This is a genomic window from Planktophila warneckei (SeqCode), from assembly GCF_965234675.1.
GTDB classification, from domain to species: Bacteria; Actinomycetota; Actinomycetes; order Nanopelagicales; family Nanopelagicaceae; genus Planktophila; species Planktophila warneckei.
Genome location: NZ_OZ248350.1, coordinates 18,377 through 43,578, shown reverse-complemented (window position 1 = coordinate 43,578; position 25,202 = coordinate 18,377). Strand labels below are relative to the sequence as shown.

Annotated in this window: 24 protein-coding genes and 2 tRNA genes; 7 read left to right on the top strand and 19 right to left on the bottom strand. The window is 45.5% G+C overall.

The window, feature by feature from the left end; translation table 11 throughout:
• Window positions 1-49 precede the first annotated feature (49 nt).
• Window positions 50-1,672, bottom strand: coding sequence for an alkaline phosphatase PhoX (locus AC8GFU_RS00230; RefSeq protein WP_506626510.1), 1,623 nt, complete (start codon window positions 1,670-1,672; stop codon window positions 50-52).
• Between the two features lie 99 nt (window positions 1,673-1,771).
• Entirely contained in the window at window positions 1,772-3,538 is a 1,767-nt protein-coding gene (locus tag AC8GFU_RS00225) for an ABC-F family ATP-binding cassette domain-containing protein (protein WP_506626509.1), read from the bottom strand.
• Between the two features lie 24 nt (window positions 3,539-3,562).
• Here AC8GFU_RS00225 and AC8GFU_RS00220 point away from each other — a divergent pair, with 24 nt between their 5' ends.
• Both AC8GFU_RS00220 and AC8GFU_RS00215 read left to right on the top strand, forming a co-directional pair.
• Window positions 3,563-4,837 carry a kynureninase gene (locus AC8GFU_RS00220; protein ID WP_506626508.1) on the top strand — a complete coding sequence of 425 codons (1,275 nt, stop codon included), beginning with the start codon at window positions 3,563-3,565 and terminating at the stop codon, window positions 4,835-4,837.
• Window positions 4,834-5,628, top strand: a complete 795-nt coding sequence (locus AC8GFU_RS00215; protein WP_506626507.1) for a tryptophan 2,3-dioxygenase — start codon at window positions 4,834-4,836, stop codon at window positions 5,626-5,628. Before AC8GFU_RS00220 ends, AC8GFU_RS00215 begins: the two co-directional genes overlap by 4 nt.
• Here AC8GFU_RS00215 and AC8GFU_RS00210 read toward each other — a convergent pair.
• From AC8GFU_RS00210 to AC8GFU_RS00190, 5 genes are read right to left on the bottom strand one after another with little or no spacing between them, the layout of a single operon-like run.
• Window positions 5,625-6,191: a nitroreductase family protein gene (locus AC8GFU_RS00210; RefSeq protein ID WP_506626506.1), complete on the bottom strand. Its 567-nt coding sequence runs from the start codon at window positions 6,189-6,191 to the stop codon at window positions 5,625-5,627. The two genes, AC8GFU_RS00215 and AC8GFU_RS00210, sit on opposite strands and share 4 nt — an antisense overlap.
• Window positions 6,192-6,211: 20 nt before the next feature.
• Complete coding sequence (locus tag AC8GFU_RS00205; protein ID WP_506626505.1) at window positions 6,212-6,532, bottom strand: PGPGW domain-containing protein; 321 nt, start codon at window positions 6,530-6,532, stop codon at window positions 6,212-6,214.
• Window positions 6,529-7,944 carry a glycosyltransferase family protein gene (locus AC8GFU_RS00200; protein WP_506626504.1) on the bottom strand — a complete coding sequence of 472 codons (1,416 nt, stop codon included), beginning with the start codon at window positions 7,942-7,944 and terminating at the stop codon, window positions 6,529-6,531. Before AC8GFU_RS00200 ends, AC8GFU_RS00205 begins: the two co-directional genes overlap by 4 nt.
• Window positions 7,945-7,948: 4 nt before the next feature.
• On the bottom strand, window positions 7,949-9,259 hold the full coding sequence (locus AC8GFU_RS00195; protein WP_506626503.1) for an endonuclease/exonuclease/phosphatase family protein: 1,311 nt from the start codon (window positions 9,257-9,259) through the stop codon (window positions 7,949-7,951).
• 2 nt (window positions 9,260-9,261) lie between these two features.
• Window positions 9,262-10,647: a GuaB1 family IMP dehydrogenase-related protein gene (locus tag AC8GFU_RS00190; RefSeq protein WP_506627183.1), complete on the bottom strand. Its 1,386-nt coding sequence runs from the start codon at window positions 10,645-10,647 to the stop codon at window positions 9,262-9,264.
• An 83-nt stretch (window positions 10,648-10,730) separates the two neighbouring features.
• On the opposite strand from AC8GFU_RS00190, the gene AC8GFU_RS00185 reads away from it, so the two are divergent.
• Genes AC8GFU_RS00185 through AC8GFU_RS00175 form a run of 3 tightly spaced genes read left to right on the top strand, consistent with a single transcriptional unit; the run spans window position 10,731 to window position 13,275 of the window.
• Window positions 10,731-11,657 carry an ABC transporter ATP-binding protein gene (locus AC8GFU_RS00185; RefSeq protein ID WP_506626502.1) on the top strand — a complete coding sequence of 309 codons (927 nt, stop codon included), beginning with the start codon at window positions 10,731-10,733 and terminating at the stop codon, window positions 11,655-11,657.
• On the top strand, window positions 11,654-12,466 hold the full coding sequence (locus AC8GFU_RS00180; RefSeq protein ID WP_506626501.1) for an ABC transporter permease: 813 nt from the start codon (window positions 11,654-11,656) through the stop codon (window positions 12,464-12,466). Before AC8GFU_RS00185 ends, AC8GFU_RS00180 begins: the two co-directional genes overlap by 4 nt.
• 41 nt (window positions 12,467-12,507) lie before the next feature.
• Window positions 12,508-13,275, top strand: coding sequence for an ABC transporter permease (locus tag AC8GFU_RS00175; protein WP_506627182.1), 768 nt, complete (start codon window positions 12,508-12,510; stop codon window positions 13,273-13,275).
• Here AC8GFU_RS00175 and AC8GFU_RS00170 read toward each other — a convergent pair.
• Window positions 13,272-13,859, bottom strand: a complete 588-nt coding sequence (locus AC8GFU_RS00170) for a D-alanyl-D-alanine carboxypeptidase family protein (protein WP_506626500.1) — start codon at window positions 13,857-13,859, stop codon at window positions 13,272-13,274. The genes AC8GFU_RS00175 and AC8GFU_RS00170 overlap by 4 nt on opposite strands.
• A gap of 139 nt (window positions 13,860-13,998) precedes the next feature.
• Here AC8GFU_RS00170 and AC8GFU_RS00165 point away from each other — a divergent pair, with 139 nt between their 5' ends.
• Window positions 13,999-15,393, top strand: coding sequence for an aspartate aminotransferase family protein (locus AC8GFU_RS00165; protein ID WP_506626499.1), 1,395 nt, complete (start codon window positions 13,999-14,001; stop codon window positions 15,391-15,393).
• On the opposite strand, the gene pcp is transcribed toward AC8GFU_RS00165, so the two are convergent.
• From pcp to AC8GFU_RS00135, 6 genes are all read right to left on the bottom strand, one after another.
• Window positions 15,374-15,955, bottom strand: a complete 582-nt coding sequence (gene pcp, locus AC8GFU_RS00160) for a pyroglutamyl-peptidase I (RefSeq protein ID WP_506626498.1) — start codon at window positions 15,953-15,955, stop codon at window positions 15,374-15,376. The genes AC8GFU_RS00165 and pcp overlap by 20 nt on opposite strands.
• Before the next feature lie 61 nt (window positions 15,956-16,016).
• A tRNA-Arg gene (locus AC8GFU_RS00155) sits at window positions 16,017-16,089 on the bottom strand.
• A 122-nt stretch (window positions 16,090-16,211) separates the two neighbouring features.
• Window positions 16,212-18,230, bottom strand: a complete 2,019-nt coding sequence (locus tag AC8GFU_RS00150) for a 5'-nucleotidase C-terminal domain-containing protein (RefSeq protein WP_506626497.1) — start codon at window positions 18,228-18,230, stop codon at window positions 16,212-16,214.
• Between the two features lie 74 nt (window positions 18,231-18,304).
• Complete coding sequence (locus tag AC8GFU_RS00145) at window positions 18,305-19,573, bottom strand: FAD-dependent oxidoreductase (protein ID WP_506626496.1); 1,269 nt, start codon at window positions 19,571-19,573, stop codon at window positions 18,305-18,307.
• Between the two features lie 26 nt (window positions 19,574-19,599).
• Window positions 19,600-19,688 (bottom strand) — tRNA-Ser (locus tag AC8GFU_RS00140).
• A gap of 38 nt (window positions 19,689-19,726) precedes the next feature.
• Entirely contained in the window at window positions 19,727-20,014 is a 288-nt protein-coding gene (locus tag AC8GFU_RS00135) for a putative quinol monooxygenase (RefSeq protein ID WP_506626495.1), read from the bottom strand.
• A 59-nt stretch (window positions 20,015-20,073) separates the two neighbouring features.
• Between AC8GFU_RS00135 and AC8GFU_RS00130 the strand changes: the two genes are divergently transcribed.
• On the top strand, window positions 20,074-21,516 hold the full coding sequence (locus AC8GFU_RS00130; protein WP_506626494.1) for an aminopeptidase P family protein: 1,443 nt from the start codon (window positions 20,074-20,076) through the stop codon (window positions 21,514-21,516).
• Here the strand turns inward: AC8GFU_RS00130 and AC8GFU_RS00125 are convergent.
• Genes AC8GFU_RS00125 through AC8GFU_RS00105 form a run of 5 tightly spaced genes read right to left on the bottom strand, consistent with a single transcriptional unit; the run spans window position 21,505 to window position 25,189 of the window.
• Window positions 21,505-21,843 carry a fluoride efflux transporter FluC gene (locus tag AC8GFU_RS00125; RefSeq protein WP_506626493.1) on the bottom strand — a complete coding sequence of 113 codons (339 nt, stop codon included), beginning with the start codon at window positions 21,841-21,843 and terminating at the stop codon, window positions 21,505-21,507. The genes AC8GFU_RS00130 and AC8GFU_RS00125 overlap by 12 nt on opposite strands.
• Window positions 21,840-22,148, bottom strand: a complete 309-nt coding sequence (locus AC8GFU_RS00120) for a CrcB family protein (RefSeq protein ID WP_506626492.1) — start codon at window positions 22,146-22,148, stop codon at window positions 21,840-21,842. Before AC8GFU_RS00120 ends, AC8GFU_RS00125 begins: the two co-directional genes overlap by 4 nt.
• Window positions 22,149-22,189: 41 nt before the next feature.
• Window positions 22,190-22,543 (bottom strand): phage holin family protein, encoded by a 354-nt coding sequence (locus tag AC8GFU_RS00115; protein ID WP_506626491.1) that lies wholly within the window; start codon window positions 22,541-22,543, stop codon window positions 22,190-22,192.
• Between the two features lie 7 nt (window positions 22,544-22,550).
• Complete coding sequence (locus AC8GFU_RS00110; protein WP_506626490.1) at window positions 22,551-23,309, bottom strand: succinate dehydrogenase/fumarate reductase iron-sulfur subunit; 759 nt, start codon at window positions 23,307-23,309, stop codon at window positions 22,551-22,553.
• A complete protein-coding gene (locus AC8GFU_RS00105; RefSeq protein ID WP_506626489.1) occupies window positions 23,309-25,189 on the bottom strand; it encodes a fumarate reductase/succinate dehydrogenase flavoprotein subunit in 1,881 nt (626 codons plus the stop codon). The genes AC8GFU_RS00110 and AC8GFU_RS00105 overlap by 1 nt, the downstream gene beginning before the upstream one ends.
• Window positions 25,190-25,202: the final 13 nt, after the last annotated feature.

The following is a 25,202-nucleotide window of genomic DNA, read 5'->3' as shown; positions in this document are numbered from 1 at the left end:
AGCCGGGCGGGACCCTCGTAGCCCACCCGGCCTTAACCTTTTTGATTATTTATCCGTTAAAGACTGCGTTCCAATCTGTAACTGTTAGAACGTAGAACTGGCCGCCTTCAACCGCTGCATTGTCAACGATTGCCTTTTTGCCAGCATTTGTACGCACTAGATCTGGACGAGAAGGTGTAGTTGCACCCTTAACGCCTGGATCTACATTTGTTACACCACTGTAAGTGTGAATCTGTGCGTTTAAGAAGAAGTAAGAGTTCTTATCATTACCCTTTGCAAGCAACTTCGTTGCATCGATAATTCCACTTGATTCTTCATCAATCGTCATAAAGTTCGATCCTGCTGCTGTGAAGTACTTAGGATCGAATGTTGCAATAGTTGCAAGCTTGCCATCTTTAATACGGTATGCAACAACACGAGCAACGTGTGCGTTGTTACCTGGATCTTCCTGAAGCAGGACGATTCCGTTATCTGTGATTGTCATGTTGTCAGGCTTGCTTAGGAATGGAGCCTCGCCACCATTTAGAAGAAGCTCAAGCTTTGCCCCTAGAAGTGGGTTTTGAGCATCTTTGAATGTGAGGCGCCATAGTCCGCCACCGTCACGTGAAACTCCTGGCTCTGAAGGATTTTCCTTTGTCGCAACAGGATCCTTGTTTGATTCAGTTGTTACAAAATAATAAACATCTGGGTTCTTTGGATCCCATTGTCCATCTTCAATTCGAGCAAATGTCATACCGTTTTCACGAGCGCCTTTTGCAAAACCAGCAACGTCTGTGTTCCATTCAATCTTCTTGAATGTTGCATCTACCGGAGTCGACTTTGCAATTGTTGTGCGGAAAATATTATCTGTTGCCACAGTTGGCACGTTTAGAACATAAAGATCACCATTTGTAAGACCAGCTTTGTCAACAGCGGAACCAGTTGACTGCTTCTTGCCAATATACATATGAAGTTGGCTGTCCGTTGCAGATCCATCTTCATTTGCCATCACAACCGTGTTAATTCCAGGCTTTAGAGTTGGAACAATGTTTTCAAATGAAAGCATTCCCATGCGTGGAAGCTGGTATCCATGACCATCCATATCGAATGCAAATCCACGTGAACTATCGCCAACCTCTTCACCGGTTGTGAATAGTGAGCCTTCATAACCAATTCCGTTGTAAATAAATGTTCCTGCAGGAGTAAATGTTGCAGAGCAGAATCGGCTAATTCCCCAGCCAAATGTTCCTGCAGCTGCACCAGTTGCTTCTCCTCCAATTGGAGTGTCCTGGTACTTACCTGTCTTGTAGTTCCAGTATTGAATATCGTGGAACAAAGGTGAGGCAGATGTAACAGTCTTTGAGGTTGGGCTGTAGTTCATGGCTGTGATTGATACGCCCCACTGGCCAGTTTCTGACTTACTACGAAGTGCAATTTTGTCTGTCGTTGAAACTTCATGGTTAGAAAGAAGTGTGATTCCACCACGACCGTTATCAAATGCACCCATTCCATCAGGAATTCCGCGAATAACAGTTCCAGCAATTACATCGCCTGTTGTGGCGATTGGATTAAGTGATACTGCGCTATTGGCTGAAATCATATAAATAGGCTTCTTCGTTGGCCATGTTGCAGCACTTAAAGAACCTACGAGTGCGATTGCAACAACCGCAACAATGCTCTTCTTGAGTTTCATTTTTCCCATTTCCTTCAGTGGAGGTTTGGGAGAAGTGTGCTTCAGCGCTAGGTAACAGATGTGAGACGGAAGGTGAAAAAAAGGTAAATCCTGAGTGAACTATTCAAGTGCAAGAGTGACTTGAAGCCATTCCTCTTCTAGTTTTTGCTTATCGCTGTGCAAAGCCTCTAATTCAGATGCGATCGCAATTAATCGTTCAGCATCAAAAGCTGCGCTCTCTTGTTCTGCAACCAGTGTTGCTATCGCCGTATCGCACTTTTCCATCTGACGTTCTAGGCGATTTAAATCCTTCTTGAGCTGACGTTCTTCTGCTGCATTAGAACTCTTCTTTTCCTTTACAACTGTTGCAACAGATGACAACGCGTTAGCGCGTTGTTCTAGGTACTCATCTACTCCCCTTGGTAAATCACGCACCTTTTTGTCGCCAAGTAATCCGACAAAACGATCGCATACACGTTCTAAGAAGTATCGATCGTGAGAGATCACAATCAAAGTTCCACCGTAGCTATCGAGTAAATCCTCCAGCTCGGTAAGGGTTTCGATATCAAAATCATTTGTTGGCTCATCAAGCAGCAAAACATTGGGGCTATCCATTAACAAACGTGTTAGTTGTAAACGACGACGTTCTCCGCCTGATAGATCACCGACAGGAGTCCACTGGGATTCACGATCAAAGCCCAGGCGTTCGCATAATTGTGAGGCGGAAAGCTCACGTCCCCCGCCTAGTTCAACTCGATTTGCAACCTTTTCAACCGCTTCTAACACTCGCCAAGTTGGATCTAATTCATCTAAATGCTGCGTTAAGAAAGCCGCTTTAACGGTAACGCCAGTGACTAACTTTCCTGATGTTGGCTGAATCTGGCCGGTAAGCATGCGCATAAGTGTTGTCTTGCCTGCGCCATTTACTCCCACAATGCCGATTCGATCTCCGGGGCCAATATTCCAGTACAGATCATCGATTAATTCATTGTCGCCAAGTTTTACCTGCACATGATGCGCCTCGTACACCGTTTTTCCAAGACGATTAAGTGCAAACTTTAAGAGCTCACCTTGATCGCGTGGTGCCGGTTCATCAGCGATCAAAACATTTGCTGCATCAATTCGAAACTTTGGCTTTGATGTTCTTGCTGGTGCACCGCGACGCAACCAAGCAAGCTCTTTCTTGATCAACATATTGCGACGTTGATCCATCACAGATGCTTGTCGTGAACGTTCTGCTTTTGATAAAACAAAGGCGCTATATCCGCCTTCGTACTCTTCAACTTTTCCTTCGACAACTTCCCAGGTGCGATCTGTAACAGCATCAAGGAACCAGCGATCGTGAGTTACAACGACAACTGCTAAACCTTTACGGTTATTGATGTAGCTAGCAAGCCATGCAACACCTTCAACATCAAGGTGGTTAGTTGGCTCATCCAACAAAATTAAATCCAATTCATTGATCAATAACTTTGCCAAACCTACGCGACGACGTTCTCCGCCTGATAATTGACCAAATTTGCGATCAAAGATGTGATCATCAAAACTTCCAAACAATCCTGTAAATACCTCGCGAATATTTGGATCACTCGCCCATTCATGTTTCTGCGCATCACCTAAAACAACTTCGCCAACTGTACTTTCAGGATCTGCAAGATCTACTTGTGATAACAAACCAATCTTTGCTGAATTTGATTTAGTTACACGTCCTGAATCAGGCGGCTCGATGCCAGCCATAACCTTCATTAAGGTACTTTTTCCGGAGCCATTTCGACCAACAATTCCAATGCGATCGCCTTCGGAAACACCAAGCGAGACGCCTACTAAAAGCTCTTTGATATCAAAGGCTTTAGAGACATCTTCGATGTTTACAACATTGCGCGCCACGGTAGGAGAGCGTACCTTTCCCTTATGAAGGTAACTGACCGCGAATACGCGCTAGAGCTCGATAAAAATGATCCATTAGCCCATTTCAAATCTCAATTTGTCATTACTGACCCTGAAATGTGTTACCTCGACGGAAATTCGCTCGGCCGACTTCCAAAATCAACGATTACCGCGATTACCGATTTCATGAATAAGGAATGGGGACCAGAGGTCGTTACTGGTTGGAGCCACTGGGTTGATGAAGCGCAGCCAACTGGTGATCTACTAGGTGAGGCTGCGCTTGGTGCTGCACCTGGTCAGGTTCTTGTGTGTGACACAACTTCAGTTAACTTCTATCAACTATGTCTTGCTGCAATTCATGCCCGCCCTGGACGTAAAACAATTATTACCGATGCAGCAAACTTTCCAACTGATCGATACATCCTTGATGGAATCGCAAAGCAGTTTGGATTAACGCTTGTCATCATTGAAAATGAAGATCCTGCAATTGCGCAACACGAACGAATTACAACGGATGTACTTGCTCCATATTTAAATGATGACGTTGCTTTGGTAACTCTTGAAGTTATTCAGTACCGATCAGGTGCACGCACTGATTTAAAATCAATCACTGATCAAGTTCGTGCAATTGGTGGATTAGTTGTGTGGGATGCAAGCCATGCAGTAGGTGCAATCGAATTAAACCTTGATGCAAATGGTGTTGATCTTTGTGTTGGTTGTACATACAAGTACGGAAACTCTGGCCCGGGATCACCTGCCTGGTTATATGTTTCAAAGCGTGTTCAAAAAGAGCTTCAGGTTCCAATTCAAGGTTGGTTTGCTCAGGATGCACAATTTGAAATGGGACCTGTTTTCGAACGTTCCCAAACAATTCGTGGCTTCCAGATCGCTAGCCCTTCCTTGATGGGAATTCGTTGCGTACAAAGCGCATTTTCAATGATCAAAGAGGCTGGCATCGATGCGATCGCGCACAAGGCCGCGGTCGGAACTCAGATGATGATCGAGCTCTACGATGAATGGTTAGCGCCATTGGGAATTGAACTTAATACCTCTCGCGATCCAAAGGAACGCGGCGGTCATATTTCATTGGTTCACCCAGATGCAGCTCAAATTTGCGTTGCATTGCGAACTATTTCAAATGTAATCCCTGATTACCGCACACCAAATTCAATTCGTTTAGCGATCTCTCCCCTTCCAACTTCCTATGTTGAAGTCTGGGATGGCTTTGCTCGCATGCGTGATTTAGTGGCATCTGGCCGCTATAAAGAGGTTCAAGAAGGTGGGTCGCGCGTAACATGAGCGAAAACTTTGATTCAGCACTTACCTACACATCATATTTAGCGGTAGATGAACTGCTTAAACTTCAACGTCCACTATCAACCGGTCCAGAACATGATGAGATGTTGTTCATCATCATTCACCAAACTTATGAATTGTGGTTTAAGCAATTAATTCATGAATTCCAAGAGGCACAATGTGCAATGGAGTCTGGTGATTCACATTATTCATTAGCGATTTTGGGACGCATCAGAACCATCTTGAAGGTTTGCGTAACACAAATTGATATTTTGGAAACAATGACGCCATTGCAGTTCAACGCTTTCCGCTCATACCTTTCTTCATCAAGTGGATTCCAATCTGCACAGTTCAGAATGGTTGAAGCGCTACTTGGTCGACGCGATAGCAAGATGGCAGGCCATCTACCGCCAGATATTCAAGAACAGATCAAACTGATTACATCGCGTAACAGTGTGTGGGATTCTGCCCTTGCATATATTGATAAGCGCGGACACAAGATTCCAACAGATATTTTGAATCGCGATAAAAGTACGCCCTATGCTGCAAACAGTGCAGTACAAGATGTTTTGCTTGAAGTTCACCGCAATGATCCTGAATCAGCAATGGTGTGCGAACGCTTAGTTGATATTGATGAAGGACTTCAGGAATGGCGTTACCGCCATGTAAAGATGGTTGAAAGAACTATCGGACACAAGATGGGTACCGGCGGATCCAGTGGGGTTGGCTACCTAAGTAGCACTCTGTTTAATCCAACTTTTCCAGATCTCTGGGAGATCCGTTCTAGTTTTTAGTTGGGTAAGCCCTTAACAACGATCTCTGAAAGCTCTTTGCGAGTGCGTGGTGCAACTTCGCGATCGTACGCAGGACCTTCAAGAAGCTCTGCAGGTGCTTGCTTTCCGATAGCCATGATCACGATTGGAACGCCACCTTCAAATAATGGCGCTGCTTTTTCATGATCAAAACCAGCCATTTGGTGAACAACATATCCACGGTGATGAGCCTCGATAGTTAATTGAGCTGCTGCTAAACCACAGTCATACATAAATGTTGGATTAGCGGTTCCATCGTCCTTTGTTGGAACTCCCGCAATCGCAATAAACGCAGATGCACGCTTGGACCAACTTTGATTGAAAGGGACAAGGCATTCCAACAACGCTGTGAAGTTTGAATCATCGCGCTTACCTGCAATCAATTTCCAAGGCTGCAAATTATTAGCCGATGGTGCCCAACGAGCTGCCTCAAGCATTGCAGTTAAATCATCATTGGTAATCACCGCTGCCGCATCTAATGAGCGTGGGCTACGACGTTCGGCGATTAGGTCGTGGAGTTCTACAGATGTTTGTGCTCTAGTCATCCCTGAAGTGTAGTTGTGATTTAGCGTTTGTAATAAATGAAAATTGTGATGATAGAAATTACAGCACCACCGGATATTAAGAAGTACTTAACCCAGGGCTTCATTCCAGTTTTTAACGCTGCTTTAGCTGCGATTCGCTTGGTGTGCATCATTACCTCACCAGCCCATGCAAACTCAGTTGCCAAAATACCTAAACCTGCTAAGACAATAAGAATTCCTGGTCCCGGACCAATAAGGGCGACTCCACCTGCAACAGTTACTCCGCCACCAATTAATCCGATAATAATTCGCCACACAAGGCGGCCCGCCTTTGTGCGTTTAATCCAGGTTCGAAATCTCATTTTGTTTTTGTAATTACCGTTTCTTTGCCATATGCGGCAAATGCAATCTCTTCACGACGCTTACGGTAATTATCTGATGCGCCGGTGATTAAATGCTCAAAACGAGTTGAGGATTTGATTAAAGGATGTAGTTCGGCAGATGTTGCTTGATCGCCAAATACTGGTGGTGCTTGATCAATCTCCTGAACCTTGATGTGCGGATTTAAGAAGCGATACACAAGTGCCACACGGCGTAAGCCAAGGTTTGCCACATGGCGCAAGCCACGATTTACGTGATCCTGTGCCATTAAGCGCCAGAAAGTAAATGTTTTTGCGCGTGCTGGTTCTTCGGCAACAGCTAATTGGTACAACATTGCAGCAATCTCTTGTCCGCCAGTTGTATCAGGCAGCTCTGCACACTTGTCAGATAAACGCTTGCGCACGGCAGGATCCTGCAACATCTTTACCTTTGCGGTGATGTCAGCTAAATCAGCCTGATCTGCGCGAAGCGCAAAACCAAAGTCATGGCACCACTGTGCGCGAGCTTCTTGATCATCAGTACCGCGGATATTTGAAACAAAAACAGTTGGAAGTTGCGCAGGCAATAGTTCGTGAACACCGTTGTAACCCGTTGCACAAATACCTGCATCAAATGCGTGCAATACCTTTGCCAATGGGAAGTAACGAGCAACCTTTAGATCTAAACCTTCTGGAGCAAGTGATTTTCCATCTTTATCTACTGGTGCTTTAGTCAAAATAACTTGTAAATCTTTCCATCCCAACAATCCAGAAAGTGCAGCTGTCATCTTTTCATTGACATCGCCTTCGCCAGTTCCTAGTTGTACAAGAACTGTTGGGCGGTTGAGATCTAATCCAAGTGCGCGACGAGCATCATCACGTGACATGGCGTCCTCTTTACGGAAAAGAGATACAGGTGAAGTCAGTACAGAATCTTTTCGTGTAGCTGTCGGGCCAAAATCATAAGCACGTGCAATATCGCCAGGCTCAATAACCTTATCCATCATCGCTGATTGCAATCCCAAAACAAAGCGCTGTGGCTTCTTTTGCCACAAGCCACGACGAACCCAGACCAACTTCAAATGTGGGTTGGCGTTCTTTGCGGCGATCACACCAGGGTAAGGAACAACGCCATCAAATGACAAAACCTTTGCGCCAGTTTCTTCAACTAATGCTAATAAACGATCACGAAGATACACATCCCACTTTTCACGGGACATCCACATGCGATCGCGACCTGGAATATATTCGCAACGAATACCCATGAAAGAAGGGATCTCAGCGATACCGCCCGCCATCGAAACAATTATTGGATTTGCTACATCTTTCAGGGCTAAAGCGACCGCACTTGCTCGTGCAAGGTGTCCCATTCCGACTCCGTTGCTAGTTGCAAGGATGATCGTTGGCTTAGACATACCTCTAGCCTACCCTGCGATATCTACGAATAACCACCGCAATAATCACTGCAACAATCGCAATTCCTACCCATTGCCAAAATGAAATTGGAAATGGTGCATGCTCGGTTAGATCTGCGCTTCGTTCTGAAAGAGTTGAGTTAATAGCTAACGTTGCAACGATTCCAGCATGATCTGTATTTAAGTTATTTGGTGGTGTTGCACCAACTAATCCAACGGCTGCAACAGACACACCATTCTTAACAAAGACATAATCAAGACGATCTGTATATCCAGTGGTATTACCCAGTTGCTTAGCAACCTTTAATCGCACTGGATCTGGACCAGTTAACAAAGCATTCATTCCCCAGGTGTAATTTTCAGGAAGCAACGGATCTGGTCCGCTATCTGTAAACCCTGCTTCAGTCATTAATAAATATGCATTGCACTTACTTGTGCCCGCCGGGCATGTATCACTTGCTACAGGTTGCTCACCTGGATTTGGATTTGCCGGCATTCGTGGATCTCGGGGATCACTATTGAAATCCCCCATAACCACAATTGGATTCTTTGTGTTCTTCAAATCTGCAATTAACTGCTGTGCCTGAATCGCAGCATTTGGAACCTTGTTCTCGTCCCACAAGGATTCAAGATGGGTTGTGACAAAACGAACTGGAGTATTCCCAATCTGAATATCAGCCCAGGTGTAACCACGATAAATCGTCATAATGGTTGGAACGATTGTGTAGGTCTGTTCGTACTCTGTATTTCCAACGGTAAGAACCTTGTCCGCTAAATCAGCACGGATTGCTAATGCATCAGCTATTTCAAAGCCACATGCTGCTTTATCTTGGCCAAACAATGGTTGGAAGGTTTCAGGATCATTCACCATCGTTACAAAGGGAACCGCTGCAATGGAATAACCAGTGTTTAACGCTGTTATCCCATCCTTTTGGGCAAGGACATATTCGGTGCCTTGGGCCTTGGTCGCAGATAAGAATTGCTTTGTAAAGTTAAATACTTCTGTTCGCTTGCTAAATACATTCTTCTTGCAGAACCAAATTGTTGCTTCCTGTAAACCAACAACATCGGGCTTCTTGGCAATTACTTCGGCGGCAAGTTTTGGAGCCCGCTTATTGAAATCAGTCTTTTTAACTTGATCCCACATGAACTGTGCTGCTGCTGAAAGATTTGGAATCAAATCCATCGCAACACCAACATCGGAACCTAAGTAAAGGTTACGGGTCATTACCGTTACTTGTGGATCAGCTGCCTGTGCAGGCACTACAGGAATCATTGAAAGCGCTACGAGTAATGCAACTAGTAGACGCTTCATGATTAATTACCCCAGGAAGAGTGAAGTGGTCGGCCTTCGGCATACCCTGCAGATGATTGAACTCCAACTGTTGCACGCTCTGCAAACTCTTCAATGTTCTTTGCGCCTGCATATGTAAATGAGGAACGAACACCGGCGATGATTTCATCCAATAAATCTTCAACGCCTGGGCGTGATGGATTCAGGAACATACGAGATGTTGAAATGCCTTCTTCGAACAACGCCTTGCGAGCGCGATCAAATGCATCCTCTGCAGATGTTCGTGCAGCAACTGCGCGAGCAGATGCCATTCCAAAGGATTCCTTGTACAAACGACCATTTGCATCTGTTTGTAGATCTCCAGGAGATTCATATGTGCCGGCAAACCAAGAACCGATCATTACCTGTGATGCACCAGCTGCTAGTGCGAGCGCAACATCGCGGGGGTGACGTACTCCGCCATCTGCCCATACATGTGCACCAAGCTTCTTAGTCTCTGCAGCGCACTCCAAAACAGCTGAGAATTGTGGGCGTCCTACGCCTGTTTGCATACGGGTAGTGCACATTGCACCTGGGCCAACGCCAACCTTGATGATATTTGCTCCGGCATTTACTAAGTCGTGAGCACCTTGTGCTGTAACAACATTGCCAGCAACGATTGGAACAGTTGGGCTAATTGAACGAATAGCAGCAAGTGCTTCAAGCATCTTCTTCTGATGCCCGTGTGCTGTATCTACAACTAATACATCTGCGCCTGATTGAATGAGCGCTGCTGCCTTTGCTGCAACATCTCCATTGATTCCGACCGCTGCTGCGATTCGTAAACGTCCATTCATATCTAACGCTGGTGTGTACAAAGTTCCGCGAAGAGCACCCAAGCGGGTCATGATTCCAACAAGATCACCATTGTTTGAAACAACTGGTGCCAGTTTGTGACGATGCTGAGTTAGAAAATCAAATGCTTCTCGAGCGCCAAGTGTGTCTGGCATCGTCGTTAAATCTTTACTCATCACTTGACTCAGTTGGGTGAAGCGATCAACGCTCTTGCAATCATCTTCAGTAATGATTCCAACTGGCTTTCCATTTTCAACGACTACAACAGCACCATGTGCGCGCTTATGTAACAAGCTAACCGCATCGGCAACAGTTGATTGTGGTGACAAAGTAATTGGTGTATCAAAGAATGGGTGACGTTCCTTTACCCATTTAATAACTCCATCAACAACTGCGTGTGGAATATCTTGAGGAATAACAGTTAGACCACCGCGACGTGCCATTGTTTCGGCCATACGTCGTCCTGCAATTGCTGTCATGTTTGCAACAACTAAAGGAATTGTTGTTCCTGTTCCATCTATAGATGAAAGATCAACATCCATTCGAGATGAAAGTTCAGAACGGCTTGGCACCATGAAAACATCGTCATAGGTGAGGTCGTGGGTAGGTTCATTTATGAATCGCACGTGGCATAACAATACTCAGGTAGAATAGAAGAATGTCTAAACCACTCATTTCTGTACGTGGGTTGACCAAGAAATTTGATGATTTCACCGCTGTAGATGGCATTGATTTTGATGTCGCTAAGGGTGAGTCCTTTGGATTATTGGGCCCCAACGGCGCTGGTAAATCAACGACGATGCGTATCTTGGCCGCTACCTCTACTCGCACCTCGGGAACAGTGGAGATCCTAGATAAGGATCCCGAAAAGTTCGGTCCTCTAGTTCGTGCGCACCTTGGAGTTGTTCCACAACAAGACAACCTGGATGGCGAACTAACAGTTAGCGAAAACTTGTTTATCTACGGTCGCTACTTTGGACTTTCCAAGAAGTTTATTAAAGGCAAGATCGAAGAGTTGCTGGAGTTCGCACAGCTTGAAGAAAAGCGCGATGTAAAGGTTGAAGCACTCAGCGGCGGAATGAAGCGTCGCTTAACCATTGCACGCGGACTTGTTAGCGAACCAGATATTTTGCTACTTGATGAACCAACTACTGGTTTAGATCCTCAGGCACGCCATATTTTATGGGATCGCCTATTTCGTTTGAAGGAGCAAGGTGTAACCCTTGTTCTGACAACACACTTCATGGATGAAGCTGAGCAGTTGTGTGATCGTCTTGTTGTTATGGACAAAGGCGCGATCATGGCTGAAGGTTCACCATCAGGATTGATCAAGGAGTACTCAAGCAAGGAAGTTCTTGAGGTTCGCTTTGGTAGCGATCGCAATAAAGAGGTTGCACCGCAATTGGCACAAATGTGTGAGCGTATGGAAACTTTGCCTGATCGTGTATTGATGTACACCGAGGATGGCGAAAAACTTCTAGAACGTATCGCTGCAGCAAATCTGCATCCAACAACTTCTCTTGTTCGTCGAAGCTCACTTGAAGATGTGTTCCTACGTCTAACTGGAAGAACACTGATTGAATGAACGCAGGAATTAATGTCTCGCAGATTCAACGCTTTGGTGCTTTCTATATAACATCTGCGCGTCTGCGTTCTATGTCTAAGTGGAAGGCGATTATCGCCGCTGTAGACATCGGAAACCCCTTGTTTTACTTGATTTCTGTGGGTGTGGGCATTGGCGTACTAGTTCAAAATAACTCAGGAACTTCAGGTACTGGCGGCATCAAATACATCGCCTTTATCGCTCCAGCCTTGCTTGCGAGCTCAGCAATTACCGGCGTGATGGATGAGTGTGTATTCCCAACAATTGAAGGCTTCAAATGGCGCAAACTTTTCTTTGCACAAAATGCAACACCAATTACGGGAACTCAGATTGCAATCGGTGTGTATCTTGCAGCACTTTCTCGTGCCGTCTTTAGCGTTACCGTTTATTACATTCTTTTGCTTGCCTTCGATGTTGTGAACTTTGGAGTAAGCGCACTTTTAATTCCTATTGCTACCTTCGGTGGTGGCGCATTCGGTGCAGTCATGATGTTCTTTGCCGCAAAGATTGAGAAAGAGGATTACTTCTTTAACATCATCGGTCGCTTAGTAATCATGCCAATGTTCCTATTTTCTGGAACATTCTTTCCCTTGAAATCTATGCCGATCTTTTTACAACCAATCGGTTGGATCTCGCCTTTGTGGCACGCCACTGAATTGGGTCGCGCAGCCGCCTTTGATTACGGCTTATCAACTCTGATCGTTTGTGTACACATAATTTTCTTAACAACTTTAGTAACTGTCGGTCTGACTTTGACCATGCGCCAATTTGAAAGGAGGCTGGCAAAGTGAGTACCGCTGTTGAAATTGCAGAGAGCCGTCCTTCAAGTGCGATGTATGCAGGTCGTCCTTGGGTTTTATTAGAACGTGGTTGGTTAGCCTTCCGCTCATCTACCTGGGTACCAATCTTTACCGGTTTCTTAGAGCCTGTTCTATTCCTATTAGCCTTTGGTTACGGCATGGGAAATTTGATTGGCAATGTAAAAACAGGTTCAACAACTATTGATTACACAATGTTTATAGCTCCTGGGTTGCTTGCTACCAGTGCGATGAATGGTGCTATCTACGACTCAACCTGGAACGTCTTCTGGAAGCTCAATGAATCCAAGCTGTACAAGACAATGCTTTCTACGCCTCTTGGACCTATGGATATTGCACTTGGTGAGATCACCTGGGCGCTGCTACGTGGTTTGGTCTACTCAATCGGCTTCTTAACCGTGGTTACCGCCCTCGGATTAACTCCTAGTGCCTGGGCGATCTTGGCTATTCCCGCTGCCTCACTTGTGGCATTTGGCTTCGCCTCCTTTGGAATGGCGATTACCTCATTCTTCAAGACCTACCAGCAGATGGGCTTCATTAACGTTGTTCTTCTACCGATGAACCTTTTCTCTGGCTCTTTGTACCCAATCAGTGTGTATCCAGATTGGTTAGAAAAGGTAATCATGGCTTTGCCGTTATGGCATGGAATCGCATTAGTTCGTGCATTTTGGTTTGGTGATATTAATTCTGGCGTATTGGTTCACATCGCTTACTTTGCTGTGATGATCGCGGCTGGCTTGTTTGTTACCTCTCGCAGATTACGAGCGCTTTTCCTTCGTTAATCAACGCTGTATCTAGCATCCGGAACTAATGCAGGACATTTCCAACCAGGTGCAATCACCGGTTCAAAATGCCACCATTCATTCTCAAATACTCTGCATAAACCAAACTTTGAACCATTAACTTCAAGCCAGCCTGCACCTACAGGTTCATTGGGGTAATTAACATCGATCGCAACTCCCCATGGATGATGAGAAATTAAAGGTGGTGCAACCCATTTGCTGGCAACCTTTTCACTGCCATACTTTTTTACCGCTTGGGCAAACAAAACCTTTTGTCGTTCTAAAGATCTAAAACCCGAAACTATGTAAATCTTTTGACCATCTTTCTTGGCAGCCGCTTGTGCGGCTTTAAATCTGTACATGAGTTGTTTATCAAGGGCATTGGGACGAATTAAAGAATGTGGGATTGCTCCAGCGCCTAAAGAAACCTCAGTTTTTTCACACCCTTTAATTACATTCGAAATTCGCAAGGAATAAGTTTTTTTATTCATACATTGCAATGGAATAGTGTCCGATGCATAAGAAAAACCATTTATAAGTGAAAAAACCAATAAAAAGGCTATAAATACCCTGGTTTTTCGCATGTTCCCAGTCTACGGGGTTGCTTTTTAAATAAAGCATGGGAGAATTGGGCCTTAGTTAAAACTAACTAAAAAACGAACCGGGAGAGTACTTCTCAAACGAGTTTCAAAAGCTGAAACCTTTGCCGTACATGTTTTACAAATGCTGACACAAACGAACCACAAGCAAACATTTAGATTCGTCCCTACAACTTCAGTTCCAGTAGATCCCAAGCGGGTCGAAGCTATTCTCAAGCAAGAATGGGAACTATTTACTAAAGGCACAGATAAGAGCGCAGAAGAGAGCCGCCGTTCATTCAAGGCGTTGCCATTAGGCGTTACATCTAGCTTCCAGCACTGGGATCCATACCCAATCTCAATCAAGTCCGCTAAGGGCGCATACATGACCGATGTTGATGGTCGTCAACTGCTCGACCTTTCAATGGGCTTTGGTGCGATGCTTGCTGGTCACTTAAACCCAATCGTTGTTGAAGAGATCGAAGCATCTCTGTCACAAGGAATGCTTTTTGTTACACCGTCACCGATTTCAACAGATGCGGCAGAACGCATCTGTACCCGTTTCGGAATTGATCAGGTTCGCTTTACAAATAGCGGAACTGAATCAACTATGTACGCAGTACGTGTTGCACGATCTGCAACAGAGAAAATGGGAATTCTTAAGGTTGAAGGTGGTTACCACGGTAGCTACGATCCATTTGTTGTTTCAAGTAAGCCAGCGCTAGACAAGATCGGTGATCCTGAAGATCCAATCCCAGCGATTGATTCAAACTTAGTTCCAGGAGATATTTACGTTGTTCCTTTCAACAACATTCCTGCACTTGAAAGAATGTTTGAAAAGAATGCAAAGAACATTGCTTGCTACATCGTTGAACCAGTTCTAGAAAACCTTGCAATTGTTCTTCCAGATGAGGGTTACCTAGAGCGCGTTCGCGAGCTATGCGACGAGTACAACGTCGTTCTAATCTTTGATGAGGTTAAGACTGGCCTTACAGCTGGTGCGCATGGTGCATCTGCTCGCTTAGGAGTTCAGCCAGATCTAATTACCCTTGCTAAATCAATCGGTGGTGGACTTCCACTTGCTGCTTTTGGTGGCAAGAAGAAGTACATGGACTTTGTAACAAATGGAAAGATGGCCCACTTCGGCACATTCAACGGCAATCCGTTAGCAATGGCCGGCGTGCGTGCAATCGATCGTATTTGTACAGATGAAGCACTCGCAGCTGCTGAAGCACTTAATCAGCAGGCACTTGATCGCATCAGTGCAATCATCGACGAGTACCAACTTCCTGCACACACCGTTGGTTTCGGCGTAAAGGGTTGTGTTACTTGGTCTACAGAGCCTGTTCGCAACTACCGCGATTACAAGGCAACTGATTTTGGTATTGCCGAAGCTCACTGGTTGTTTGCACTAAACCGCGGAATCATCACTCCTCCAGGATTAGATGAGCAGTGGTTGATCTCATTGGCACATGGCCAAACTGAGATTGATCTACTTGTTGAAGATTTCCGCGAGTTTGCTAAAGCACTTCGAGCATAGTTCGAACCGCTTTAACCATCTGATCTAACGGCATAGTCGGTAATCCAGGGAACTCCCCTGCTTGCTCATCCATTAATGGAACATGAACAAATCCGCTGCGCACCTTGGTGCCGGCAAACTTATTCTGTGCAATATAAAAAACATGGTTACACAGAAATGCACCTGCGCTCAGTGAAACAGAGGCCGGAACTCCCGTAGCTTTAATCTCTTCAACAATTTCCTTTATCGGAAGAGTAGAAAAATAAGCATCGGGACCATCTTCAAGAATCTTCACATCGTTACGAAGTACGCCCTCATTATCTGCAAGGCGTGCATCATCTAAATTGATTGCAACTTTTTCAGGGGTTATCTGCGTGCGGCCTTCTGCCTGCCCCAAACAAATCACAACATCAGGATTATGTTCGGCGATTAATGCCAGTAAGCGCTCAGCAGATTGCGCATATGCGACAGGCAAAATTGCGGTAATAATGTTGTCACCGCTGATTTGCTTAACAATTTCACCTGATGGGTTGCTAGATGCTTTTCCGAAGGGTTCGAACCCTGTTAGTAGCACCTTGGTCATGTGATTACCCTACTAAAAGAAGAAAAGCCCCCGGTGTGAAAGGCACCGAGAGCTTAACTTGTGCGCGCGAAGGGATTCGAACCCCTAACCTTCTGATCCGTAGTCAGATGCTCTATCCGTTGAGCTACGCACGCTTATTTATTTGTGAAGTGCAATAGTACCTGCTTTTTAATCATCGCCCAAATGCGCATAAATCCTTATATAGAAAGCACAAAGGGCGCCCGATTGCTCGAGCGCCCCCTGCTTACTTAACGAACTAGTTAACCTTCTTCACACGCCCATCAAGGACAGGAAGAGTTGTTACCTTTCCAGCGGCCATATCAGCCTTTAGTGCATCTACAAATACATCTAGTAGTGCGCCAAATACCTTTGCCTTAGCTGGTGAGAACACATCAACATAACCATCGCCACCGTAAATCATGTAGTCGAGGGTTGTAAGTGTGTACTCAGTTGCATCCTTAGCAATTGGAGTTCCATCCAACTTGGTTACAGTAACAATTCTGCTTCCAAGTGGCTTCGATGAATCGAATGTGAACTTCAAACCAGAAACTTGTGGGAAGCGACCATCCGCTGGATAGTTACCGCCAACACCGTTTTCTAGTGCCTTCCAAAGATTTGCACCAGATACAACTGTTGTTGCAACCTGGTTACCAAATGGGAACACAGTGAATGCGTCACCAAGAGTTACATCTAGTGGACCAGAACCTGTACGAACAAGTCCTGTTGCAGCAGGTACATAAGTCTTTGCAGGGAATGTGTCGCGGATACCGCCACCATTTGTTAATGCAAAGTCTGTCTTGTACTTAGCGCGTAGCAAGTCAGCGATGTAATCACCCATTGGGTTTTCACCGGAACGCTCAACTGCTGGTGATCCACCACGTGGGAATACTGCAGATACTTGACCGATCTTTACATCAAGCTTTGCAGATAGCTGATCCTTGTACTTCTTAACTAGTGCTGCACCTGCAGCATCAGCTGTAGTCACTGTGCTTACAACACCAGTTGTGATTGCTGGAGCTGCTGCCTTAAGAACGTGTTGTAGTGATGTTCCAACTACCTTGCCGTTCTTGATACAGATTTGTGAACGTGTGTACTCAACACCTGCGTTGCGAACTTCACCAAGAAGAACTGGTGCAGATGTACGAGTAGATCCCTTGATCAATGTTGAGAATGTCTGGTGGCTGTGGCCGCCGTAAACAACATCTGCACCCTTGATCTGTGATGCAAGGCTGTTGTACAGACCCTTTGCAACACCATCTGAGTTCTCAGTCCAACCCTGGTGGATTAGAACAACAACAACCTGAGCACCTGCTGCGCGAGCATCAGCTACTGACTTGTTGATTCCAACAACGCCTGGCTGAATCTCGATGGTCTTCTTTGCACCTGATGCATCCTTGTAATCAAGGTTTCCAGGGAATACCTGCTCGATTGTTTCAGGTGTATTTGCACCAACAACGCCGACCTTTACGCCGCCGCGGTTAATGATTGTGTACGCCTTAGCAGCCTTATCGCCTGACTTCAGTGCAGCAAGTGATTCGTCGCCGTAGTTTGAAACTACCCACTGGAATGTTGATGCGCCAATAACCTTTTGTACGTGTGCAAGGTTGCGATCGTGCTCGTGGTTACCAAATGTTGAAACATCTAGCTTCATCAAGTTAAGAGATTCAATTGTTGGAAGCTCTTCAAACTCTGTTGAGATTGGTGGAGCAGCACCGATGTTGTCACCTGATGACAGTGAAATCGTTGCAGCTGAAGCCTTGCGATCTGCTTCCCAGTTGCTAATTAGAAGTGGTGTACCAAATGATGAACCAGTTTCAATTGCACCGTGCAAGTCGCTGAGCTGCAGTAGCTGAACGTTCTTGTTTGCAGAAGATGAAACAGTTGCGAGTTGTTCCTTTGTGTAGCTCTTGTTTGATGCAGCTGGCTTTGAGAAACCGTATGCATTAACTGCTTGAACAACTGGAGTTCCACCAGGTTGTCCTTCAACTACAGGCATCGTTACAACAGAGTGGTTAGACACTGGAACGAAGATTGGGCATGAGCCCGCTCCTGCAGAAACAACATAACCAGTTACAAATGGTTCAACATCTGCAGCTGGTGTCCACTTAACTACAACGCCTTTAGCGCCTAGATAAGAGGTGACATTTGTCGGTGCGTTTGGAAGCGAATAGCTCGCTCCTTGCGCGGTAGGAGTTACTAGTGAAACTAGTAATGATGTAGCTAGAGCGATTGCGCCCCAGCTAAAGATTTTGCGTGATGTGAGGGTTTTATTCATGGTTGAATCTAATCAGAGCGAATTTTCAATCGCACTTTTAAATGGTTACGACATGATTGCAGGGAGGTTAAAAGTTAAAGCCCTGCGTGCTTCAGCAGCTCTGTGCGCTCCACACTCTTAACCCGAGGTTTACCCTTTGCTTCGCCAGCAGCAACTTCTGCTTCATTGATCTTCTGCCAATGATCTTGAGTTACAACAACTTGATGCGTTAACAAATCGGAAATTTCGCCAACGTTCTTCGGGCTCTGCAGATCAGAAACCAAGAGCTCCATAACCGCTGCTGCATCTGATTTATTGGTGCCGATCACGCCTGAAGGACCGCGCTTTGCCCAGCCAACTACATAAAGATTGTCATTTACTCGACCGTCCGAGTTAACAACCTTTCCATTTTCATATGGAACGCCTTCAATACCCTGTGCTTGATAACCAATAGCGGTAATTACAAGCCCGCACTTAATAGTCACATCACCATTTGGGGTCGAATACACAATTCCTTCAACACGATCAGTTCCAAGAATCTCTTTTGGAGTGTGTTGGAACAAAAACTCCATGGTGCGATCATTTTCCGTCTTTGGATTTTCTGCAATTAACAACATCGCATCTAAATTACTCTTCACATCTTTTTCAGGCTCTGCTCCTGCACGAACAATTGCAGCTTCAATATCAGCCTTATTCATAACAACATTTGTATGTTCAAGTTTTGGAAGTTCGCGTAACTCGGGAGAAGTGAACGCTGCATGCTCTGGACCGCGACGTGCACTGATAAATACCTTACGGATTTTGCTCTTTTTCAAGGCGTCAATTGCGTGATCTGCTGTATCGGTTGGGTCTAGCTCACTTGGTTCAAGTGCCAACATGCGTGCAACATCCATTGCAACATTTCCAGCGCCAATTACGACCGCTGTATCTGCATCAAATGGTGTATCTACGCCAACAAAATCTGGGTGCGCGTTATACCAAGGTACAAAAGTTGCAGCAGAGAGTGATCCGCGCAAGTTTTCACCGGGGATTCCAAGTGATTTTCCAAGTGAAGAGCCTGTAGCAATAATTACAGCGTCATACTTTTCTTTAAGTTGCGCAACTGTTACATCGTTACCAACTTCAACATTTGCGAACAATCTAAATGTTTCGTGGGATGCAATCTTTTCAAAAACCTTTGCAACGGTTTTAATCTTTGGATGATCTGGTGCAACGCCGCTGCGAACTAATCCCCATGGAGTTGGAAGACGTTCGATCATGTCGATTTCAAAAGAGCGATTCTCGTCAGCAAGGTTTTGAAGTGCTTGTGCAGCGAAATACCCTGCAGGACCTGCGCCAACTATTGCGATTTTGAAGTTAGGCAACAGATCTCCTCGATTGGTTTTACTTGCGGAGACGAGGAGATTTGAACTCCTGAAGGCTTTAACACCTTACCTCGTTAGCAGTGAGGCGCACTCGACCGGGCTATGCGACGTCTCCTTGTACAGCGGTAGTTTACAGGCTTGTTAGGGCGAGGACTACTCGCCTGACTCGAGGGATTTCACACTAAAGCCCTCGATTAACGGGTCTGAAAAGGCCTTCCATTCAGCGAAGCCTCTAGTTTCAAGGTGGGCTAATTGGGATGCAAGATCCCGCCAAATTTCATACAAGATCACTAAGTTTTTTGATTGTGGGTCGACCAATATATCTAGGCATTCGCAACCATCTTCTTTGCGTACTTCAACGGCGTAGCTATTCAAATACTTAAGTAGGTTGGCGCGTTCACCCTGTTTAATGGTTAGCTCAACAATAAAAAACTTCTTCATGTATGAAAGTTACTCGGTAATAGGTGTACTGCCAATACCAATTCTTGTAGGCTACTTATATGGAAAATTCAGATAAAGCGTTAGATAGAGGCGCAAAGCGTGTTTACGATGTTGCACCATCTGCAGCATTTGCAGAGTTCATGTCGACAGGCTGGGCGCCAACACCTTTAACTGGAATTCATCAAGATGAGGTGATTGCTCATTGCATCGGTCGACGCGAGAAGCTGTCTGCTGCATTTACCGGATTGCGTTTAGTTCTGCCAAGTGGTGCTGCTAAGCAGCGAAGCAATGACACAGATTATTTGTACCGCCCACACACAGCCTTCGCGTACTACACAGGTGTACAAGGTGTTGAAGCAAATCCAGATTCAGTTTTGGTTATGGAACCAAGTGGTTCAGGCCATGCACCAATTTTATTTATCAATCCTCGTTCAACTCGCGATACCTCTGCTTTCTACACAGATGCAAAGAATGGCGAATTGTGGGTTGGTCGCCGCTTCACAACTGAAGAGGCATCTGAGCGTTACGGTATTGAAGTTCGTGCAATTTCAGAGCTTGAAGCATTCTTAAAGGGAAGTAAGGCTGCGGCACTTCATGGTCATGATGAAATGGTTGATTCATTGGTAAAAGATCATGCCCGTGATGCTGAGCTGCTCGAGTTTGTTTCAGTTGCTCGTTTAATTAAAGATGATTATGAAATTGCTGAAATGCAAAAGGCTGTTGATGCGACCCATCGTGGGTTCAACGATGTAATTCAGGCGCTGCCAGCTGCTGTAATTACTGAACGCGGAGAACGAGTTGTTGAAGCAGCTTTCTTTGGCCGCGCTCGTATTGAAGGAAATGACCTTGGATACAACACAATCGCCGCTTCTGGTTCGCATGCATGTGTGCTGCACTGGAATCGCAACGATGGTGCTGTTCGCAGAGGCGATCTTCTTTTGCTTGATGCAGGTGTTGAGGTTGATTCGTACTACACCGCAGATATCACCAGAACATTGCCAATTAATGGAAAGTTCACTCCTGCACAACGTGCTTTGTACATGCTTGTTTATGAAGCACAAAAGGCAGGCATTGCAGCAATCAAACCTGGCGAAAAGTTCTTAGCTATTAATAAAGCGAGTCATACAGTTTTGGCACAAGGTCTGATTGATATGGGAATCTTGAAGATGTCATTAGAAGAGGTTATGGATCCAGCACTTGGATTGCATAAGCGTTGGACATTGCACGGCGTCAGCCACATGTTAGGTATGGATGTTCATGATTGCGCGCATGCGCGTGCTGAGCAGTACCGTGATGGAGTTCTGGAAGCTGGAATGTGTTTAACGGTTGAACCTGGTCTATACATTCAACCTGATGATGAACTATTCCCAGCTGAATACCGTGGAATTGGTATCCGTATTGAGGATGATGTTGTTGTAACAGAGACTGGTTGCTTAAACCTTAGCGAACACATTCCTCATCACCCAGATGAGGTTGAAGCCTGGATGGCTTCACTGCGCTAGTTGAATTCCGCACCAAGCAGCAAGTAATCCAATTCCTAGTGACATTACTAGGTTAATTGCTGCCTCTTTGTAACGCTTAAGTTCGTATGCAAGGTAGATATCCAACATAAATGTTGACCAGGTTGTGAATGCTCCCGCGAAACCAACTGCAAATAGATCATGAACATGCTCTGATTTTCCGAAAGTTAATCCTAAAAAGAATGAACCGAGGATATTTACAGTAAAGATTCCGTATGGTTTTGCTGTGTATTTACGGATGTATTGATCAACCGCAAAACGAAGTGGGGCTCCTACAGCTGCGCCAAGAATTACAAGAAACACATTCATGCGCGCACCGGAATAACTTTTCTAGCCAGTGGCAAAATAATGATTACAACAACCAGCGAAAAGACCACATTTTGCAGCAGGAAGCTCATACCGCCGGCTCGAGGTTCAAGGGATTGAGCTGTTACCGCTGAAAATGTAGTTAAACCCGCACAAAATCCGGGAAGTAAAAGAAGTCGTAGTTCTGTGACTCCACGACGTTCCATAAGAACAAGAAGTGCAGAAGCTAGGGCTACGCCAACAATATTGGCAGCCAAAGTTCCTTGACGATCATCCGGAAAAATTTCACCTAAACAAAAACGTGACAAAGTTCCAGCGATACCGCCGACTGAAACTAAGGCTAGGGATTTCAGAGTGGAAGTGCTTTCTTGCCAACTGATGAAACTGCGCGAGTTACAAGAGAAATAATTACTGCAGCAAAGATCGCTGACCAGAAGTTATTGACCTCTAACTTGTCGCTCCATCGTGAGACCAGCATCAAGATTGATGCATTAACAACAACTAGAAATAATCCAAGGGTCAGAATCACGGCTGGAAGTGTGAGTAGCTTTAACAAGCTTCCCAACGTTGCATTGAGTAAACCAAACAACAATGCAACCCATAGGTATGTTGTGAAACCACCCATGACATCAATTCCAGGAATTAATGCTGTGGCAACCCAAAAAGACAGTGCAAGTGCTCCCCAACGAACCAATAATTTCATAAAGAAATTATAGGCCCTCGCGCTTACGAATCTTTGAACCTAACCAACGAACTGGATCGTACTTAACATCAGCAACGCGCTCCTTCATGGGAATAAGAGCGTTATCTGTAATTTTAATGTGCTCTGGGCACACTTCAGTACAGCACTTTGTGATGTTACAGAAGCCAAGACCGTGTTGTTCTTGTGCTTCCTGCTTACGAGTCTTGCGCTGATCTAGAGGGTGGAAATCAAGTTCAGCCATACGCATCAAGAAACGTGGGCCAGCAAATGACTTCTTGTTCTCTTCGTGATCGCGAACAACGTGGCAAACATCCTGGCAAAGGAAACATTCGATGCACTTACGGAACTCTTGTGAACGCTCCACATCGATCTGCTCCATACGAGCCTCACCTGGAGCAAGCTCTGCAGGTGGCTCATAAGCAGGGATTTCCATTGCTTTTTTGTAGTTAAAAGAAACATCTGTAACAAGGTCTTTGATGATTGGGAATGCTCGCAGTGGTGTCACTGTGATTGTTTCCTCTTCATCAAATGAAGCAACTTGTGTCATACATGCAAGACGAGGCTTTCCATTGATCTCCATTGAACAAGATCCACACTTACCAGCCTTACAGTTCCAACGAACTGCAAGATCGCCCATCTGTGTTGCTTGGACACGGTGAATTACATCGAGAACAACTTCACCTTCGTTAGCCTCAACAACAACATCTTTAAGGCCGCCATCAGTTGAATCTCCACGCCAAATGCGAAGTTTGATATTGCGCGCCATTAGTTGGAACCGCCTTTCGCAATTTCTTCCGGTGTCATGTATTTCTCCAACTCGTGTACATCAAAGAGATCGAAGAGCTCCTTAGGTAGTGAAGGCAAGACCTGCTCGCGAACATTTACCTGATTGCCATCAAAAGATGAGATGTGGTTAACCTGACGCCACTTGTTGCTCATGCCTGGGAAGTCATCGCGTGTGTGACCACCGCGAGACTCTTCTCGAGCAATTGCAGATTTCGCAGTTGATTCAGCAACTAACAACATGTTGTCTAAATCGAAAGCTAAGTGGAATCCTGGATTGAACTTACGTCCACCACTTACAGAGACATTTGCACTGCGCTTTCTAATATCTGCAATCTTTGCGATCGCATCCTTTAGCTCGCTACCTGTTCGGATAATTCCGACCAAGTTATGTGTAACTTCCTGAAGTTCAGCGTGAAGTGAGTATGAATTCTCTCCACCTTGACGATCAAATGGTGCTTGGATCTTCGCGGCAGCAGCTGTAATAGCTGATTCGCTTACAGGGTTTGCACCACTGCTCTTTACATATTCAACTGCGCCCATTCCTGCGCGACGGCCAAATACCAAAAGATCTGTTAGTGAGTTTCCACCAAGACGGTTTGATCCGTGCATTCCGCCTGCGACTTCACCTGCGGCAAATAAGCCTGGAACCCCTACTGCAGCTGCAGTATCTGGCTCTACTTCCACGCCACCCATTACGTAGTGACATGTTGGGCCAACTTCCATTGGCTCCTTAGTGATGTCTACGCCAGCAAGTTCATAGAACTGGTGCCACATAGATGGAAGACGCTTCTTGATAACTTCAGCAGATAGACGCTTTGAAACATCCAAGAAAACTCCGCCGTGTTCAGTTCCGCGACCTGCTTTAACCTCGCTGTTGATCGCGCGTGCAACCTCATCACGTGGAAGCAGCTCTGGTGGACGACGGTTGTTGTCCTGATCTTCATACCAACGATCTGCTTCTGCTTCGTTGTCTGCATACTTATCTTTAAATACATCTGGAATGTACTTGAACATGAAACGCTCGCCGTTGGTGTTTGTTAGAACTCCACCTTCACCACGAACAGATTCAGTTACCAAAATTCCGCGAACAGATGGTGGCCACACCATTCCTGTTGGGTGGAACTGCAAGAACTCCATGTCAACAAGGTTTGCACCAGCCTTCAATGCAAGTGCATGTCCGTCGCCAGTACCTTCCCATGAGTTAGAAGTAATCTTGAAAGTTTTTCCAACTCCACCAGTTGCAATTACAACTGCAGGTGCTTCAAACAAAACCTCTTCGCCAGTTTCGCGCCAGTAACCATATGCACCAGAAATCTTTCCATTCTCTTTCAGAATGTCGGTGATAGTTAACTCCGCGAAAACCTTGATTCCGCTTTCCATGTCGCCGGTTTCGCGGCCATCCTTCTGCTGCAACTGAACAATCTTCTGCTGCATTGTGCGGATAAGTTCTAGACCTGTGCGATCACCAACGTGTGCAAGACGTGGATACTCGTGTCCACCGAAGTTACGTTGTGAAATCTTTCCTTCTTTAGTGCGATCAAATAGAGCGCCCCATACTTCTAGCTCCCAGATGCGATCTGGTGCTTCCTTTGCGTGAAGCTCCGCCATGCGGAAGTGGTTAAGGAACTTTCCACCGCGCATTGTGTCGCGGAAGTGAACCATCCAGTTGTCATTGTCGTTGACGTTACCCATCGATGCTGCAGCGCCACCTTCAGCCATAACAGTGTGGGCCTTACCAAATAGGGACTTACAAATAATTGCTACACGTAATCCTGATTCGCGGGCTTCTACAGCTGCACGTAATCCAGCGCCACCGGCACCAATTACCAGGACATCGTATTTATGGCGTTCTAGTGTCATAGTCGATTTTCCT